The sequence below is a fragment of the Collinsella sp. AF05-9 genome (genome assembly GCF_003465595.1).
In the GTDB taxonomy this organism is placed as follows: Bacteria; Actinomycetota; Coriobacteriia; order Coriobacteriales; family Coriobacteriaceae; genus Collinsella.
The window spans coordinates 1-15,212 of sequence record NZ_QSBB01000038.1 but is presented as its reverse complement, the minus strand read 5'-3'; the positions used below and the strand labels follow the sequence as shown (position 1 = coordinate 15,212).

Below are 15,212 nucleotides of genomic sequence, written 5' to 3'. Positions count from 1 at the left end.
TACCGCCTCGCGGTGACATCGTTTTTATGTCAACCTTGGTCTAACAGAGCCTAATGATTAGCATGTTGCTGCTCTACATCATCTACCAGGAGCAGCTCATCTCGACCGACCCGTTGACTGGACTTAACAATCGCAACCGTTTTGAGACCTATATGCTGTCGCTCTTCTCAAATGTGGATCAGGCCGAAGATGTATATCTGCTTATGATGGACGCCGACGGCTTTAAGCAGATTAACGATCGCTATGGGCATGTGGAGGGCGACCATGCTCTTCAGGTCATATCCGCTGCGCTCAAAGAAGTCTGCTCGGCGTCTGGCGGCTTTATCGCACGTTATGGTGGCGATGAGTTCGTGGTGCTCCAAAAGGCAGTGGCGGAACAGGATATCATGCATCTGTGCGCGACAATCAACGATGAGCTCGCGCGCGCCGAGGTTCCGTATCTGTTGCGGATGTCCATCGGCTACGCACGGGTCGGTGATGGCGTCGATACCTGGCAAGACTTGTTTCGTGCTGCCGACGCGGAGCTCTACCGCGTAAAGCGCGAGAAGAAGAAAGCCGGCGCCCAGATACGCTAGAAAAAGGGCGCGCGCTGGCGGGCGTGGCGGCCCTCGGCTCTCCGATGTACTCCATTAAGCTAAAGCATGTGAACCCCCTCTGCTAAATAGGGGTAGTTCGTTAGACCTTTTTGGGCCTGTTGACGATGATGATGCCGCCGCAGACCAACAGCAGGGCAACAAGTACGGTAACAGGGCTCGTGCCAGCGCCCTCGCCGAGCAGCAGAGCGCTCAACAGTACGCCAAAGACTGGATTCATAAAGCCAAAGACCGAAACGCGGCTTACGGGGTTGACGGCAAGCAGGCGCGACCACAGCGAGTACGCGACCGCGGAGATAAGCGCCATGTAGATGATGAGCGCGATGGCGGGGGCAATCGCTGTGGGGGAGAGCGTGCCGCCCATCAAAAAGCCGATGGCGGTGAGGACCAGGCCGCCGACCAAGAACTGCCACCCGGCAAGCAAGACGCCGTCGTGCTCGCGCGAGAAGATGCCGATCAGGCAGGTCGAAAGGGCACCCGCGACGGTGGAGGCCAGGATAAAGCCCTCGCCGTCGAGCGTAAAGCCAAAGGTACCGTCCGCGCCCGAAAGGTTGACGAGCGCGACGCCGGCAAAGCCCAGTACGCAGCCGAGCACCTTGGCCGTATTGAGCTTCTCGGTGCGAAACGCCAGGGCGGCAAAGAGGATTGCGAGGAAGTTGGCGCTGGCCTCGATGATGGAACTCGACATGGCGCTGGCGCGCGAGAGTCCCAGGTAGAAAAAGAAGTACTGCCCGATAGTCTGGAAGAGCGACAACGTGAGGATGGACTTGATATCGCGCGCTTGCGGAACGAGCGGACGGCGCTGGGCCACGCTCATGCCGACAATGACCAGCATGCCGGCAAGGGTGAAGCGCAGACCCGCGAAGAGCAGCTGCGAGGCGCTGTCGTGCGCGGAAATGCCAAAGAGGCCGTAGCCGATCTTGATGCAGGGAAAAGCCGACCCCCAGAGCGCGCAGCAGACGAGGCAGCCCAGGATGAGTCCGGGCAGGGTGGCAAGATACGGCTTGCGGCTTTCCATGATGTCCTTCCTGTATGCGCGAAGCAAAAAAGAACCCGCCATCGGGCGTGCCGGTGGCGGGTGTTGTTACCCGAGGGGATTGTACCCGATGGGAAAGGTTTAAGCGAAGTAGGCCACGCCGCTCTCAAAGATCGGCATGAACTTATCGCCGGGGACATGCTCGGGCACGTTGCGGTACAGGTTGTCGCCGCGACGCTCGGCATGGCCCATCTTGCCCAGGACGCGGCCGTCGGGGCTCGTGATGCCCTCGATGGCGAGTGCGGAGCCGTTGGGGTTGACGGAGAGATCCATGCTGGGCTTGCCGTTCTCGCCCACGTACTGCGTGGCGACCTGGCCGTTGGCGATCAGCTGGGCGAGCACTTCGTCATTGGCGACAAAGCGGCCCTCGCCGTGGCTGATGGCGACGGTGTAGGGGTCGTCCAGGCTGCACTGCGACAGCCACGGGGACAAGTTGGACGAGATGCGGGTGCGCACCAGACGGCTCTGGTGGCGACCGATGGTGTTGAACGTCAACGTGGGCGCATCGGGCGTGGCGTCGACGATGTCGCCGTAGGGCACCAGGCCGAGCTTGATCAGGGCCTGGAAGCCGTTGCAGATGCCCAGCATCAGGCCATCGCGGGCCTTGAGCAGGTCGCGGACTGCCTCGGTGACCTCGGGAGCGCGGAAGAACGCCGTGATGAACTTGGCAGAGCCGTCGGGCTCGTCGCCGCCCGAGAAGCCGCCGGGGATCATAACGATCTGGCTTGCACGGATGCGGCGGGCAAGCTCGCGGGTGCTCTCGGCGACGGCCTCGGGCGTGAGGTTGTTGATCACGAAGGTGTCGGCCTCGGCACCGGCGGCACGGAAGGCGCGGGCGCTGTCGTACTCGCAGTTGTTGCCGGGGAACACGGGGATGATCACGCGCGGGCGGGCGATCTTGGCGCCGCCGTACACGTGGATATCCTTGGCGCGGAAGTCGATGGTCTCGACCTCGGGGGTCTTGCCGGCGCTGCGGTAGGCGAAGACGCCCTCGATGCCGCTCTCCCAGGCCTCCTGGAGCTCGGCGAGCTCGATGACCTCGGAGCCGGTGTCGATGACATAGCCCTCGACGGTGGTGCCCAGGGGCTCGACGACAACGCCGTCGGCGACCTCGGGCAGCTCGGCATCCTCGGCGAGCTCGACGATAAAGCTACCGTAGAGCGGGGTGAAGAGGCTCTCCACGTCTACATCCTCGGCAAGCTCGATACCGATCTGGTTACCGACGCACATCTTAAAGAGGCTCTCGGCGCCGCAGCCGTAGCCGGGCGTGGAGATGGCCAGGGCGTTGCCGTTGGCGGTGAGCGCCTCGACGGCGTCAAACGCGGCGAGCAGCTGCTGGGCGTCGGGGCGGTAATCCTCGCCGTAGGTGGCGGGGGCGATGCGGACGACGCGGTGCGTGAGGCCCTTGAACTCGGGCGAGACGGCGCGGGCGGCCTTGCCCACGGCGACGGCGAAGCTGATCAGGGTCGGCGGAACGTTGAGCTCGCCGGTCTCGTCCTCAAACGAACCGCTCATGGAGTCCTTGCCGCCGATGGCACCGGCACCCAGGTCGACCTGGGCCATAAGGGCACCCAGGACGGCAGCCATGGGCTTGCCCCAGCGCTCTGCTTCGGTGCGCAGGCGCTCGAAGTACTCCTGGAAGGAGAGGTAGGCGCGCTTGTGCTCAAAGCCGGCGGCAACGAGCTTGGCGATGGACTCGACCACGGACAGGTAGGCGCCCGCAAACTGGTCGGCCTCCATCAAATAGGGGTTGAAGCCCCATGCCATGGCACTCGCTGTGGTGGTCTCGCCGTCCACGGGGAACTTGGCGACCATGGCCGAGCTCGGGGTGAGCTGCGTCTTGCCGCCAAAAGGCATAAGCACGGTCGCGGCGCCGATGGTGGAGTCGAAGCGCTCGGAAAGGCCCTTGTTGGAAGCGACGTTGAGGTCGGTGACGAGCGAGGTCATGCGCTCGGCGAGCGTGGTACCGGCCCAGCTGGGCTGCCACACACTGCGGGCGCAGACGTGGGCGACCTGGTGCTTGGGCGCACCGTTGGAGTTGAGGAACTCGCGGGACAGATCGACGATGGCGACGCCGTTCCAGGCCATGCGCATGTGCGGCTCGGCGGTAACCTCGGCGATAACGGTCGCCTCCAGGTTCTCCTCGGCGGCGTAGCCCATGAACTCCTCGACGTCACCGTCGGCGACGGCGCAGGCCATGCGCTCCTGGGATTCAGAGATGGCGAGCTCGGTGCCGTCAAGACCGTCGTACTTTTTGGTCACGGTATCAAGGTCGACATACAGGCCGTCGGCAAGCTCGCCTACGGCGACCGAGACACCGCCGGCGCCAAAGTCGTTGCAGCGCTTGATCAGACGGCAGGCATCGCCGCGGCGGAACAGGCGCTGCAGCTTGCGCTCGACCGGGGCGTTGCCCTTCTGGACCTCGGCGCCCGATGTCTCGATGGACTCGGTGTTCTGGGTCTTGGAGGAGCCGGTGGCACCGCCGATGCCGTCACGGCCGGTGCGGCCGCCCAACAGGATGATCTTGTCGGTGGGGGCGGGGCACTCGCGACGCACGTGGTTTGCCGGGGTAGCGCCCACGACGGCGCCGACCTCCATGCGCTTGGCGACGTAGCCGGGGTGATAGAGCTCGTTGACCTGGCCGGTGGCAAGGCCGATCTGGTTGCCGTAGCTGGAGTAGCCGGCGGCGGCGGTGGTTACGAGCTTGCGCTGCGGCAGCTTGCCCTCGAGCGTCTCGGACACGGGGACGGTGGGGTCGCCGGCGCCGGTGACACGCATGGCCTGGTACACGTAGCTGCGGCCCGACAGCGGGTCGCGGATGGCACCGCCCACGCAGGTGGCGGCACCGCCGAAGGGCTCGATCTCGGTCGGGTGGTTGTGGGTCTCGTTCTTAAACAGGAACAGCCAGTCCTGGTCCTCGCCGTCGACATCGACCTTTACCTTGACGGTGCAGGCGTTGATCTCCTCGGACTCATCGACATCGGTCATGACGCCGGTCTTCTTGAGATACTTGGCGCCGATGGTGCCCATGTCCATGAGGCAGACGGGCTTGGCGTCGCGACCGAGTTCGTGGCGCATCTCCATGTAGCGGTCGAAGGCCTGCTGCACCACGGCGTCATCGATCGTCACATCATCCAGGACGGTGCCGAAGGTGGTGTGGCGGCAGTGGTCGGACCAATAGGTGTCGATTACGCGGATCTCGGTGATGGTGGGGTCGCGGTCCTCATCGCGGAAGTACTGCTGGCAGAAGGCGATGTCCGCCTCGTCCATGGCAAGGCCGCGCTCGGAGATAAAGGCGGCAAGGCCGGCTTCGTCGAGCTCGCGGAAACCGTCGAGCACCTCGACGGGCTGGGGCTCGGGGGTCTCCATGTACAGCGTCTCGGGCAGGTCGAGTGAGGCGATGCGCGCCTCGACGGGGTTCACCACGTAGTGCTTGATGGCATCGATGGCGGCCTCGTCCAGAGCGCCCGAGATCATATAGACCTTGGCGGAGCGCACGGCGGGGCGCTCGCCCTGGCTGATGAGCTGCACGCACTCGCTGGCGGAGTCGGCGCGCTGGTCAAACTGGCCAGGCAGGAATTCGACGGCAAAGACGGCGCCATCGCTTGCGGGGAGCTCGTCGTAGGTCACATCGACCTGGGGCTCGCTAAAGACGGTCGGCACGCAGGAGCGGAAAAGCTCTTCGTCGATGCCCTCGACGTCGTAGCGGTTTATGATCCTCAGGGCCTCGATGCCCTTGATGCCGAGAATTTCGGTCAGCTCGCCCTTGAGCTGCTGAGCCTCGACGTCGAACCCGGGTTTCTTCTCCACGTAGATACGAGAGACCATTGGTTCCTGCCTTCCTGATCGGTTGGGCGTACGGTACGGTATGCGGCAGCGGTCGGTTTGCGGGGCCTGCCCTGCGGTCGCCTTGAGCCACATGTTTGTAAACCTCACTATGATACGACAGCTCGCGGCGCGTTGAGGACGGCGAGGGTGCTACAGTGAAGCGCAAACAAGAGAAAGGCATCACATGGCATTCGTTTCACTCGCCATCATCGCACTCGTGGCCTTTGCAAGCCCCTTCATCGCCTCGGCGATTCCCGGAAAACCCGTTCCCGAGACGGTCTTTTTGCTCGTGTTTGGTGCGGTGCTGGGACCTCATATGCTCGGCATTATCCATGTAGATGCCGAGGTCTCGCTCGTGTCCGAGCTCGGCCTGGCCTTTTTGTTCCTGCTTGCCGGCTTTGAGATCGATCCCAAGAACATCACGGGCATCGAGGGGCGTTACGGCATGGCGACGTGGGTCGTCACGTTTGGCATCGCCTGGCTTGCCGTGCGCTTTACCCCGTGGTTTTCGGTCAGTCATTTTGATGGCATCGCCGTGACGCTGGCGTTGACCTCGACGGCGCTTGGGGCGCTCATGCCCATCTTGCGCGAGCGGTCGCTTGCTGGGACGCGCGTCGGCGATTCGATTCTTGCCTATGGTACGTGGGGCGAGCTCGGGCCCGTGCTCGCCATGTCGGTGCTGCTGTCTGCCCGTACGGGTGTCGAGACGCTGTTGATCTTGGGGCTGTTCGCCGTGGTGTGCGCGCTGCTTGCCGTGGTCCCCAGTCGCTCCAAGCGTATTGGCAGCCGCTTCTTTGCCTTTATTCAGGAGCGCGCCGATACGACTTCTCAGACGTTCGTGCGCCTCACAGTGCTCATCCTGGTCACGCTCGTGGCGTTTTCCGCCATTTTTAGCCTCGATATCGTGTTGGGCGCTTTTGCCGCGGGCTTTGTCCTGCGCTATATCATCCCCGAGGGCAACCATACGCTCGAACTTAAACTCGATGGCCTTGCCTATGGCTTTTTGATCCCGGTGTTCTTTACCGTGTCGGGTGCCAAGATCGACCTGACTGCTGTAGCATCGCGCCCCGGCTTGCTCGTGGGCTTTATCGTGGCGTTGCTGGTTATCCGCGCCGTGCCCATTCTTATTTCTATGAGCATTTGTCCTGCGACGCGCGATGTGTCGGCGTATGGCCGCATTACCGTGGCCCTGTACTGCACCACGGCGCTGCCGATTATCGTCGCCGTGACGAGCGTCGCTGTCAACGCCGGCGCATTATCACAGGGCGTCGCTTCGGTTATGGTGGCGGCCGGCGCCATCACGGTGTTCCTGATGCCACTGCTCGCGCAGCTCTTCTACCGCGTGGTCGATGCCGCGCCGGTCGCCGCCGTGGCGGAGGTTGCCGAGCATCCTTCCGATGCGCTCAATATCCTGCGCGCCCATCACGACCTTGCAAGTCTACTCGCCCGCGAGCACGAGCTATTGACGTCGCATGGGCATGGTCGCTCGCTCGACGGTATGCCCACGATTGATTCCATTGCTGACCGCCTTTCGGCCGAAGCGGCGAGCGGCCATATCGATGCCCGTATTGTGGACGCGGCACATCTTCTTGCCGATAAGACCTATGGAGACGAGGTCGACCCGTCTGAGCTGACTCCGCGCGAGCGTCGCCGCCTGGAGCGCGCCAAGCTCGCCGTGCGCGAATACCGTCGCCGCATGCTGGAACTCTATGCGCGCGATGAAGCCCAGGACGACGACGGCAGGTAGCAAGGAATGTCGGGATACGGGTTCCGTCCAAATAATTGAAGGCGCGCTGCCTGCGGTTGATGCAGACAGCGCGCCTTTTGCGTTGGGCTTCGTTGAGACTCGAAGCCGTGGTTCGCGACCTTTAGGAGCGGGCGGCTCCGTCGACGGGGAGCACGGCGCCCGTGACATAGGAGGACATGTCGCTCGCTAGGAAAACAAAGGCGTTGGCGACATCCTCGGGTTCGCCCATACGACCCAGCGGAATGGTGGCGATGATGGGCTTGATGACCTCTTCGGGCAGGTTGGCGACCATGTCGGTCTTGGTCACGCCGGGTGCGACGGCATTGACGCGAATGCCCATGGGGGCGAGCTCGCGCGAGAGCGACTGGACCATGCCGTTGACGGCAAATTTGGACGTTGGGTAGCCGACGCCAGAGGGCTGGCCGTACTTGGCGACCATCGAGCTCGTGGTGGTGATGGTGCCGCCGTGGCCGGCCTCGGTCATGATCTTGGCGGCAGCCTGGTGGCCATTAAAGACGGCGACGACGTTGAGGTCCATGGCCTTTGCGAACTCCTCGGCTGTATAGTCCAAAAGGGGCGAGCGCTGGGAGATTCCGGCGTTGTTGACGACCGTATCGAGACCGCCCATGTCGGCTGCAGCCTGCGTAAAGGCCTCAGTCACGGCCTCGAGCGAGGTGAGATCGCAGGAACGACCCCAGACCTTGGCGTCGGGATAGGCGGCTGTCAGCTTCTCAATGGCCGCATCGGCGGTCTCCTGACGCGAGCCAAAGACGGTGACGGCGGCGCCCTCCTCGATAAAACGGCAGGCGATGGCATAGCCGATACCGCGCGTGCCTCCGGTGATGATTGCTTTCTTGCCCTCGAGCAACATGGTGCCTCCATTCTTCGGGGGTGGACGTACGCAGCACAGGATAGCGGCAGACAAAAACAAACATGCCTGCTTGTCGGTAAGCGGTACCCCTGGTTGACACCGAACGGTCAAATTGCTCAAACGCGGATCGTGTCAATGCACCCCGAGCGTGCAAATGAAAGGGCTCCCGTCCAAGACTAGACGGGAGCCCTTCGAGCAAATGCGTTGTGGGGTGTAAACCGAACTAGTTCGCCATGACGCCTTCGGTCCAAGCCTCGACGTCCTCGATGCGCAGGACGTTGGCGACCTCGGCCACGCAGTCGACGCTGGCAAGCTCGGCGGCGGCAGCCTGGACGTCCTTCTCGAGCGCGCGGTGCGTCAGGAAGATGACCGAGCAGGCATCGCTGACGCCCGACTTGCCGTCCTCGACCTGGTTGATGAGCGAGATCGAGATGTTGTGCTTGGCAAAGATATCGACCGTCTCGGACAGGGCGCCCACGCGGTCGGCGACCTTCAGGCGCACATAGTACTTGGTCTGGAGCTCGTCCATGGGCTTAAAGGCGAGGTTGTGGCCATAGGGCTCAATCTCGGGCAGCGGAGCCACGCCGCGGCTGATCTGCTCGGAGAGCGACAGGATATCGCCCACGACGGCGCTCGCGGTGGGGAAGGAGCCTGCGCCCGCGCCGTAGAACATGGTCTCGCCCACGGCGTCGCCTACCACGTAGACGGCGTTCATGGCGCCGTTGACCTTGGCGAGCATATGGTCTGCGGGGATCAGCGTGGGATGCACGCGAACGTCGACGCCAGCGTCGGTGTTGCGGGCGATGCCGAGCAGTTTGATGGTGTAACCGAGCTCGCGGGCCTGGGCGATGTCCTCGGCACCGATGGTGCGGATGCCCTGCTGGTATACGTCGTCGGTGGTCACGCGGGTGCCAAAGCCGATGGAGGCGAGGATCGCCGTCTTGCTGGCGGCGTCGAAGCCGTCGACGTCGGCGGACGGGTCGGCCTCGGCATAGCCCTTTGCCTGGGCGTCGGCGAGCACGTCAGCGTAATCGGCGCCCTCGGCGTCCATGCGCGACAGGATGTAGTTGGTGGTGCCGTTGAGAATGCCAGCGATGGTCAGGATCTTGTTGCCCACCAGGTCGTGCTCGAGCGTGCTGACAATGGGGATGCCACCGCCGCAGCTGGCCTCGCACTTAATCTGCACGCCGCACGCGCGCGCCTTCTCGGCGAGCGTCTCGACATGACGGCCCAGCAGGGCCTTGTTGGCAGAGACGACGTGCTTGCCGTTCTCGAAGGCGGTAGTGAAGATTTCGGTCGCGGGGTGCTCGCCGCCGATGAGCTCGACGACGATATCGACGGCGGGGTCGGTGACGACGTCGTGCCAGTCGCTCGTAAAGGCCTCGCGCTCAATACCGGCGGCTTCGGCCTGCTCCCAGGCAAGCGCGCAGGCGCGGGTCAGCTTAAGGTCGATGCCGTAGGCGGCCAGGTACTCATCGTGGTGGCTCTTGATCAGACGGGCCACGCCGCCGCCGACGGTTCCCAGACCGATGAGGCCGACGTTCACGGTGCGCAGGGGTTCGCTCATAGATAGCTCCTTCGTGCATCTTATGGATGGATTAACCGCTTAAAGGTTGAGTGCATTCTAGCGTGAACCGAGGGCGCGTGCTCGCCAGGCAACAGGAGTCGCACAAAACGACACCCCCGAAACGCTGCGGAAACATTGGAAACATGCTCGCTACAAACGGAACTCCGTAACAAACTGTCAACGTTTGCACCATAAGGTTTGCCCTGTACCGCAAGAGACGGCATGAACGGTCCGAGGGCTTCGACACCTCTCTTGCCGAGGGTGTGCTGCTCATGTCACCGTTCTCCGCCGACGGCGAGAAGAACGCTGACTTCGGTGATTTAGGACGGCAAGTACATCGCCGCATAGGTGCGTACAAAACGCGGTCGGTGAGGCTGTTTTAATCAGGACAGGGGCGCTTGTAACGGAATGGAAACATTACTTTTACACAATAAAGTGGCTAAACTGCATAAACCAATAGAAATACGCAGAAATATGGATAAATGAACAAATCCAAAGAAAAGTTGAAATAATCGCCACTTTTCCTAACTAAAGCGTCTACTATTTTGCGAACGCCGAACACGGCGAAGGATGGCCTGTCGGGTAACCAAAACCCGACGAGATGTGAGAGGAGAGCCGCATGTCGAGCCTCACCGGTAAGTCATTTAACCCTGTAATGAATCGCAGGAGCGTTATCGCGAGCGCAGCAGGTCTGGGGGCGATGTCCATTCTAGCTGGCTGCTCCTCTAACGGCGGCGACGGCGGTTCCGCTTCGAGCGATGCTTCGTTTAAGATCGGCACCATCGGCCCGCTGACCGGTGCCGCCGCGTCTTACGGCAAGTCCGTTACCCAGGGTGTCGAGCTTGGCTGCAAGGATTTCTCGACCAAGGAGCTGCCGCTTGCCAGCAAGGCCGAGGATGACCAGGCCGACGGCGAGAAGGCCGTTAACGCCTTCAACACCCTGCTCGACTGGGGCATGCAGGCCCTTGTCGGCCCGACCACCACGGGTGCGTCGGTTGCCGTTGCCGCCGAGTGCGGTAACGACCCCAAGACGTTCATGATCACCCCGTCCGCGTCCTCCGAGGACGTCACTGACGGCAAGGATTGCGTCTTCCAGGTTTGCTTTACCGACCCCAACCAGGGCGTCAACGCTGCCAAGTTCCTGGCGCAGAAGTATGCGGACGAGAAGTTCGTGCTGTTCTATAACTCCGGCGACGCCTATTCTTCGGGTGTCGCGGATGCCTTTAAGGTTCAGGCTGCTGAGTCCAAGCTCGAGATTGTCGACGAGGAGACCTTTAAGGACGACTCCGCCACGAGCTTTACCAACCAGCTGACCAAGGCCAAGCAGGCAGGCGCCACCATGATTTTTGCGCCGATCTACTACACGCCGGCGTCCGTCCTGCTCAAGAACGCCAAGGACATGGGCTACGACGTCAAGATGATGGGCTGCGACGGCATGGACGGCATCCTGGGCGTTGAGGGCTTCGACACCTCTCTTGCCGAGGGTCTGCTACTCATGACCCCGTTCTCCGCCGACGACGAGAAGAACGCCGACTTCGTTAACGCTTACAAGGATAAGTACGGCGATACCCCCGACCAGTTTGCCGCTGACGCCTACGACGGCGTGCACGCGGTGGCCGAGGCCCTCAAGGAGGCCGGTCTTGGTGTCGACGCCGACCCGACCGAGGTCGCCGAGAAGCTGTCCAAGGCTATGCTCAAGATTACCGTTGACGGTCTGACCGGCAAGCTCACCTGGAACGATAAGGGTCAGGTCCAGAAGGAGCCCACGGCGTACGTCATCACCGACGGCAAGTACGTACAGGCCTAATAGGCCGCCTTACATAGAGCGGTTTTGATCCCAAGCAGGGGAGGTTTTGGCCTTCCCTGCTTGCTTGGTATCTAGGGACGATGTAACGTCCCTGTTTCATACATCAACTGGAAACCTATTCGAAAGGGGGATGTGGAACATGACAGTCTTTATCCAATACCTGGTCAACGGCCTGTCCATGGGCAGCGTCTACGCCATCATCGCGTTGGGCTACACCATGGTCTACGGTATCGCCAAGATGCTGAACTTCGCTCACGGCGACGTCATCATGGTCGGTGCCTATGTCTCGTTCTGCGCCACGTCGTACCTCGGCCTCCCGGGCTGGGCATCTGTAATTCTCTCTTGTGTGGTCTGCACGGTTCTCGGTGTTCTCATCGAGGGTCTGGCATACAAGCCGCTGCGCCAAGCAGGCCCTCTGGCCGTTCTGATCACGGCCATCGGCGTGTCTTACTTCCTGCAGAACGCCGCGCAGCTTCTGTGGGGCGCCACGCCCAAGAACTTCACTTCGCTCGTCACCTTCCAGGTGCCGGAGTTCTTGGCCAAGTTCAACGTAAGCGCCGTCTCGCTCGTCACCATCGTCGCCTGCCTGGTTATCATGGCCGGCCTGATGTTCTTTACAGGCAAGACCAAGATGGGCAAAGCCATGCGCGCCGTGTCCGAGGACAAGGCCGCCGCTCAGCTCATGGGCATCAACGTCAACCGCACCATCTCGATGACGTTCGCCATCGGCTCCGCCCTTGCCGCCATCGCCGGCGTGCTGCTGTGCTCCTACTCGCCGGTGCTGCAGCCCACGACGGGTGCCATGCCTGGCATCAAGGCCTTCGATGCCGCTGTCTTCGGTGGCATCGGCTCCATCCCCGGTGCCTTTGTCGGTGGCATTCTCATCGGTATCATCGAGGCGATGGCACAGGCTTATATTTCCACGAGCCTTGCCAACTCCATCGTCTTTGGTGTTTTGATCATCGTCCTGCTCGTCAAGCCTGCCGGCCTCTTGGGCAAGTACGTCCCCGAGAAGGTGTAGGTGAGCGTTATGAAGTTTCTTAAAGACAAGCAGACGCGTCACGACTTTGTTACGTACGCCATGTGCCTTGTGGCGTTCGCCATCGTGTTCTTTATGCAGTCTAACCACATGATTCCGCGCATGATCGCCGGTCAGCTGGTTCCCATCACGGCCTATATCGTCATGGCTATCTCCCTTAACCTCGTCGTCGGCATCGCGGGCGACTTGTCGCTGGGCCACGCGGGCTTTATGAGCGTCGGCGCCTATACAGGCATCGTTACCGCGGTCGCCCTCGAGAGCGCCGTTCCCTCCGATCCGATACGTCTTGTCATCAGCATCGTGGTCGGCGCCATCGCTGCCGCCATCCTGGGCTTCTTGATCGGCATCCCGGTCCTTCGCCTGAGCGGCGATTACCTGGCTATCGTGACGCTGGCCTTTGGCGAGATTATCAAAGAGATCGTCACCTGCCTTATCGTGGGCGTCGACTCCCACGGCCTGCATGTGATCTTTAACATCACGGGCAACTCCACGATCGACGACCTGCACCTGCTCGAGGACGGCACCGCCATCATCAAGGGCGCCCAGGGCGCCTCGGGCGTGTCGACGTACTCGACCTTCCTTGCCGGTGCCATCTTGGTCATGGTCGCACTCGTGATCGTGCTCAACCTGGTGCGCAGCCGTACCGGCCGTGCCATCATGGCCGTGCGCGATAACAAGATTGCAGCCGAGTCCGTAGGCATCTCCGTCACCGAGTACCGCATGATCGCCTTCGTGGTTTCCGCCGCCCTCGCCGGTGCTGCCGGAGCCCTCTTCGGCGGTAACTTCTCGCAGCTCTCCGCCACCAAGTTCGACTTCAACACGTCCATCCTCATCCTGGTGTTCGTGGTCCTGGGTGGTCTGGGCAACATGCGCGGTTCCGTCATCGCGGCCGCACTGCTTACGGTGCTCCCCGAGCTGCTCCGTCAGTTCTCGGACTACCGCATGCTCATCTACGCCATCGTGTTGATCCTGGTCATGATCTTTACCAACAACCCGCAGCTCAAGGCGTTCTTCGCACGCATTAAGGACCGCTTTGCTTCCAAGAAGGAGGTGGCAGCCGATGCCCAGTAAGTTTGAGTTCAACAAGGGCAAGATGGTCCCGTATCCTTCTGGCGCCATCGTTCCCGACCGCGACTTGGGCCAGCGCCCGGCGCTCGAGTGCATCCACCTGGGCATTGAGTTCGGTGGCCTTAAGGCAGTCGACGACTTTAGCCTGACTATCGGCAAGACCGAGATCGCCGGTCTGATCGGCCCCAACGGTGCCGGAAAGACCACGGTCTTCAACCTGCTCACCAAGGTGTATCAGCCCACGCACGGCACCATCCTGCTCGACGGTGAGGACACCTCGGGCAAGTCGGTCTACCAGGTCAACCGCATGGGCATTGCCCGTACGTTCCAGAACATCCGCCTGTTCAACACCATGACGGTGGAGGATAACGTTAAGGTCGGCCTGCATAACCAGGAGCGTTACTCCGGCTTTGAGGGCGTGCTGCGCCTGCCGACGTATTGGAAGCACGAGAAGGCCGCCCATGAGCGCGCCATGGAGCTGCTCTCCATCTTTGATATGGAGCATCTGGCAAATGAGCAGGCCGGTTCGCTGCCTTATGGTGCCCAGCGTCGTCTGGAGATTGTCCGCGCGCTTGCCACCAACCCCAAGCTACTGCTGCTTGACGAGCCTGCCGCCGGCATGAACCCGTCCGAGACCGCCGAGCTCATGGAGAACATCGTCAAGATTCGCGACACCTTTGGCATTGCCATCATGCTTATCGAGCATGATATGTCGCTCGTTATGAACATCTGCGAGGGCATCTGCGTGCTCAACTTTGGTAAGGTCATCGCCAAGGGCACGGCCGAGGAAATCCAGAACAACGACGCTGTTATCGAGGCGTATCTGGGCAAGCAGGATAAGGGGGAGAACTAAATGGCAGAGCCGATGCTTTCCGTCTACAACATCAACGTCTGGTACGGCGCCATCCACGCCATCAAGGACATCTCCTTTAACGTTAACGAGGGCGAGATCGTGGCCCTGATCGGTGCGAACGGTGCCGGCAAGTCCACAACGCTCAAGACGGTCTCGGGCCTGCTGCGCTCCAAGACCGGCTCCATCAAGTTTATGGGTGAGGACATTACTCATACGCCCGCCGATAAGCTGGTTGGTAAGGGCCTGGCTCAGGTCCCCGAGGGCCGTCGCGCCTTTTTGCAGATGACGGTCGAGGAGAACCTGGAGATGGGCGCCTACACGCAGCCCAAGTCCACGGTGGCTCCGGGTCTTGAGCGCGTCTACGAGCAGTTCCCGCGCCTTAAGGAGCGCCGTCGCCAGGTCGCCGGCACCCTTTCGGGCGGCGAGCAGCAGATGCTCGTTATGGGCCGCGCTCTTATGAGCAACCCCAAGCTGCTCATGCTCGACGAGCCTTCCATGGGCTTGGCGCCGATTCTGATTGAGCAGATCTTCCAGATTGTCGAGGATCTGCACAAGGCCGGTACCACGGTGCTTCTGGTCGAGCAGAACGCGCAGATGGCGCTCTCGATTGCCACGCGCGGCTACGTGCTCGAGACCGGCAAGATCACCATGACCGGCACGGGGCAAGAGCTTCTGCACGACGATAACGTCCGCAAAGCCTACCTGGGCGGTTAACTAGTTACGCGGTTTTACCAAACCGCGTAACGGCTTGACGCTGCAAGCCCGCCAGAGCGGCAATCTGCCTTTCAACTTCGGCGGCATGA

Annotated in this window: 11 protein-coding genes; 7 read left to right on the top strand and 4 right to left on the bottom strand. The window is 61.8% G+C overall.

The annotated features are described in order from the left end of the window. Nucleotides 1–53 precede the first annotated feature (53 nt). Nucleotides 54–575, top strand: coding sequence for a GGDEF domain-containing protein (locus DWV43_RS08900; protein WP_117818174.1), 522 nt, complete (start codon nucleotides 54–56; stop codon nucleotides 573–575). A 100-nt stretch (nucleotides 576–675) separates the two neighbouring features. On the opposite strand, the gene DWV43_RS08895 is transcribed toward DWV43_RS08900, so the two are convergent. Together DWV43_RS08895 and DWV43_RS08890 are read right to left on the bottom strand one after the other, a co-directional pair. Beyond that, on the bottom strand, nucleotides 676–1,611 hold the full coding sequence (locus DWV43_RS08895; RefSeq protein ID WP_117818176.1) for a DMT family transporter: 936 nt from the start codon (nucleotides 1,609–1,611) through the stop codon (nucleotides 676–678). Nucleotides 1,612–1,710: 99 nt separating this feature from the next. Continuing rightward, on the bottom strand, nucleotides 1,711–5,457 hold the full coding sequence (locus tag DWV43_RS08890) for a phosphoribosylformylglycinamidine synthase (RefSeq protein WP_117818178.1): 3,747 nt from the start codon (nucleotides 5,455–5,457) through the stop codon (nucleotides 1,711–1,713). A gap of 184 nt (nucleotides 5,458–5,641) precedes the next feature. Between DWV43_RS08890 and DWV43_RS08885 the strand changes: the two genes are divergently transcribed. Then, the gene (locus tag DWV43_RS08885) at nucleotides 5,642–7,204 is read left to right on the top strand and encodes a cation:proton antiporter (RefSeq protein WP_117818180.1); all 1,563 of its coding nucleotides are present in this window, start codon (nucleotides 5,642–5,644) and stop codon (nucleotides 7,202–7,204) included. A gap of 121 nt (nucleotides 7,205–7,325) precedes the next feature. On the opposite strand, the gene DWV43_RS08880 is transcribed toward DWV43_RS08885, so the two are convergent. Both DWV43_RS08880 and DWV43_RS08875 read right to left on the bottom strand, forming a co-directional pair. Continuing rightward, entirely contained in the window at nucleotides 7,326–8,075 is a 750-nt protein-coding gene (locus tag DWV43_RS08880) for an SDR family NAD(P)-dependent oxidoreductase (protein WP_117818182.1), read from the bottom strand. Between the two features lie 223 nt (nucleotides 8,076–8,298). Then, nucleotides 8,299–9,642 carry a homoserine dehydrogenase gene (locus DWV43_RS08875; protein WP_117655181.1) on the bottom strand — a complete coding sequence of 448 codons (1,344 nt, stop codon included), beginning with the start codon at nucleotides 9,640–9,642 and terminating at the stop codon, nucleotides 8,299–8,301. A gap of 619 nt (nucleotides 9,643–10,261) precedes the next feature. Between DWV43_RS08875 and DWV43_RS08870 the strand changes: the two genes are divergently transcribed. The 5 genes from DWV43_RS08870 (at nucleotide 10,262) to DWV43_RS08850 (ending at nucleotide 15,123) form a co-directional block, all read left to right on the top strand. Beyond that, entirely contained in the window at nucleotides 10,262–11,449 is a 1,188-nt protein-coding gene (locus DWV43_RS08870; protein ID WP_117818184.1) for an ABC transporter substrate-binding protein, read from the top strand. Between the two features lie 139 nt (nucleotides 11,450–11,588). Beyond that, nucleotides 11,589–12,470 carry a branched-chain amino acid ABC transporter permease gene (locus DWV43_RS08865; protein WP_117582912.1) on the top strand — a complete coding sequence of 294 codons (882 nt, stop codon included), beginning with the start codon at nucleotides 11,589–11,591 and terminating at the stop codon, nucleotides 12,468–12,470. A gap of 9 nt (nucleotides 12,471–12,479) precedes the next feature. Further along, a complete protein-coding gene (locus tag DWV43_RS08860) occupies nucleotides 12,480–13,559 on the top strand; it encodes a branched-chain amino acid ABC transporter permease (RefSeq protein ID WP_117818186.1) in 1,080 nt (359 codons plus the stop codon). Continuing rightward, nucleotides 13,549–14,409 carry an ABC transporter ATP-binding protein gene (locus tag DWV43_RS08855; RefSeq protein WP_089573307.1) on the top strand — a complete coding sequence of 287 codons (861 nt, stop codon included), beginning with the start codon at nucleotides 13,549–13,551 and terminating at the stop codon, nucleotides 14,407–14,409. Before DWV43_RS08860 ends, DWV43_RS08855 begins: the two co-directional genes overlap by 11 nt. A 12-nt stretch (nucleotides 14,410–14,421) precedes the next feature. After that, nucleotides 14,422–15,123, top strand: a complete 702-nt coding sequence (locus DWV43_RS08850) for an ABC transporter ATP-binding protein (protein ID WP_035137222.1) — start codon at nucleotides 14,422–14,424, stop codon at nucleotides 15,121–15,123. Nucleotides 15,124–15,212: the final 89 nt, after the last annotated feature.

What these genes read in the sequence shown, in the direction of transcription:
- DWV43_RS08855 (WP_089573307.1), top strand. Translation starts at nt 13,549, where the DNA reads ATGCCCAGTAAGTTTGAGTTCAACAAGGGCAAGATGGTCCCGTATCCT.
- DWV43_RS08860 (WP_117818186.1), top strand. Translation starts at nt 12,480, where the DNA reads ATGAAGTTTCTTAAAGACAAGCAGACGCGTCACGACTTTGTTACGTAC.
- DWV43_RS08870 (WP_117818184.1), top strand. Translation starts at nt 10,262, where the DNA reads ATGTCGAGCCTCACCGGTAAGTCATTTAACCCTGTAATGAATCGCAGG.
- DWV43_RS08880 (WP_117818182.1), bottom strand. Translation starts at nt 8,075, where the DNA reads ATGTTGCTCGAGGGCAAGAAAGCAATCATCACCGGAGGCACGCGCGGT.
- DWV43_RS08895 (WP_117818176.1), bottom strand. Translation starts at nt 1,611, where the DNA reads ATGGAAAGCCGCAAGCCGTATCTTGCCACCCTGCCCGGACTCATCCTG.
- DWV43_RS08850 (WP_035137222.1), top strand. Translation starts at nt 14,422, where the DNA reads ATGCTTTCCGTCTACAACATCAACGTCTGGTACGGCGCCATCCACGCC.
- DWV43_RS08900 (WP_117818174.1), top strand. Translation starts at nt 54, where the DNA reads ATGATTAGCATGTTGCTGCTCTACATCATCTACCAGGAGCAGCTCATC.
- DWV43_RS08890 (WP_117818178.1), bottom strand. Translation starts at nt 5,457, where the DNA reads ATGGTCTCTCGTATCTACGTGGAGAAGAAACCCGGGTTCGACGTCGAG.
- DWV43_RS08875 (WP_117655181.1), bottom strand. Translation starts at nt 9,642, where the DNA reads ATGAGCGAACCCCTGCGCACCGTGAACGTCGGCCTCATCGGTCTGGGA.
- DWV43_RS08865 (WP_117582912.1), top strand. Translation starts at nt 11,589, where the DNA reads ATGACAGTCTTTATCCAATACCTGGTCAACGGCCTGTCCATGGGCAGC.
- DWV43_RS08885 (WP_117818180.1), top strand. Translation starts at nt 5,642, where the DNA reads ATGGCATTCGTTTCACTCGCCATCATCGCACTCGTGGCCTTTGCAAGC.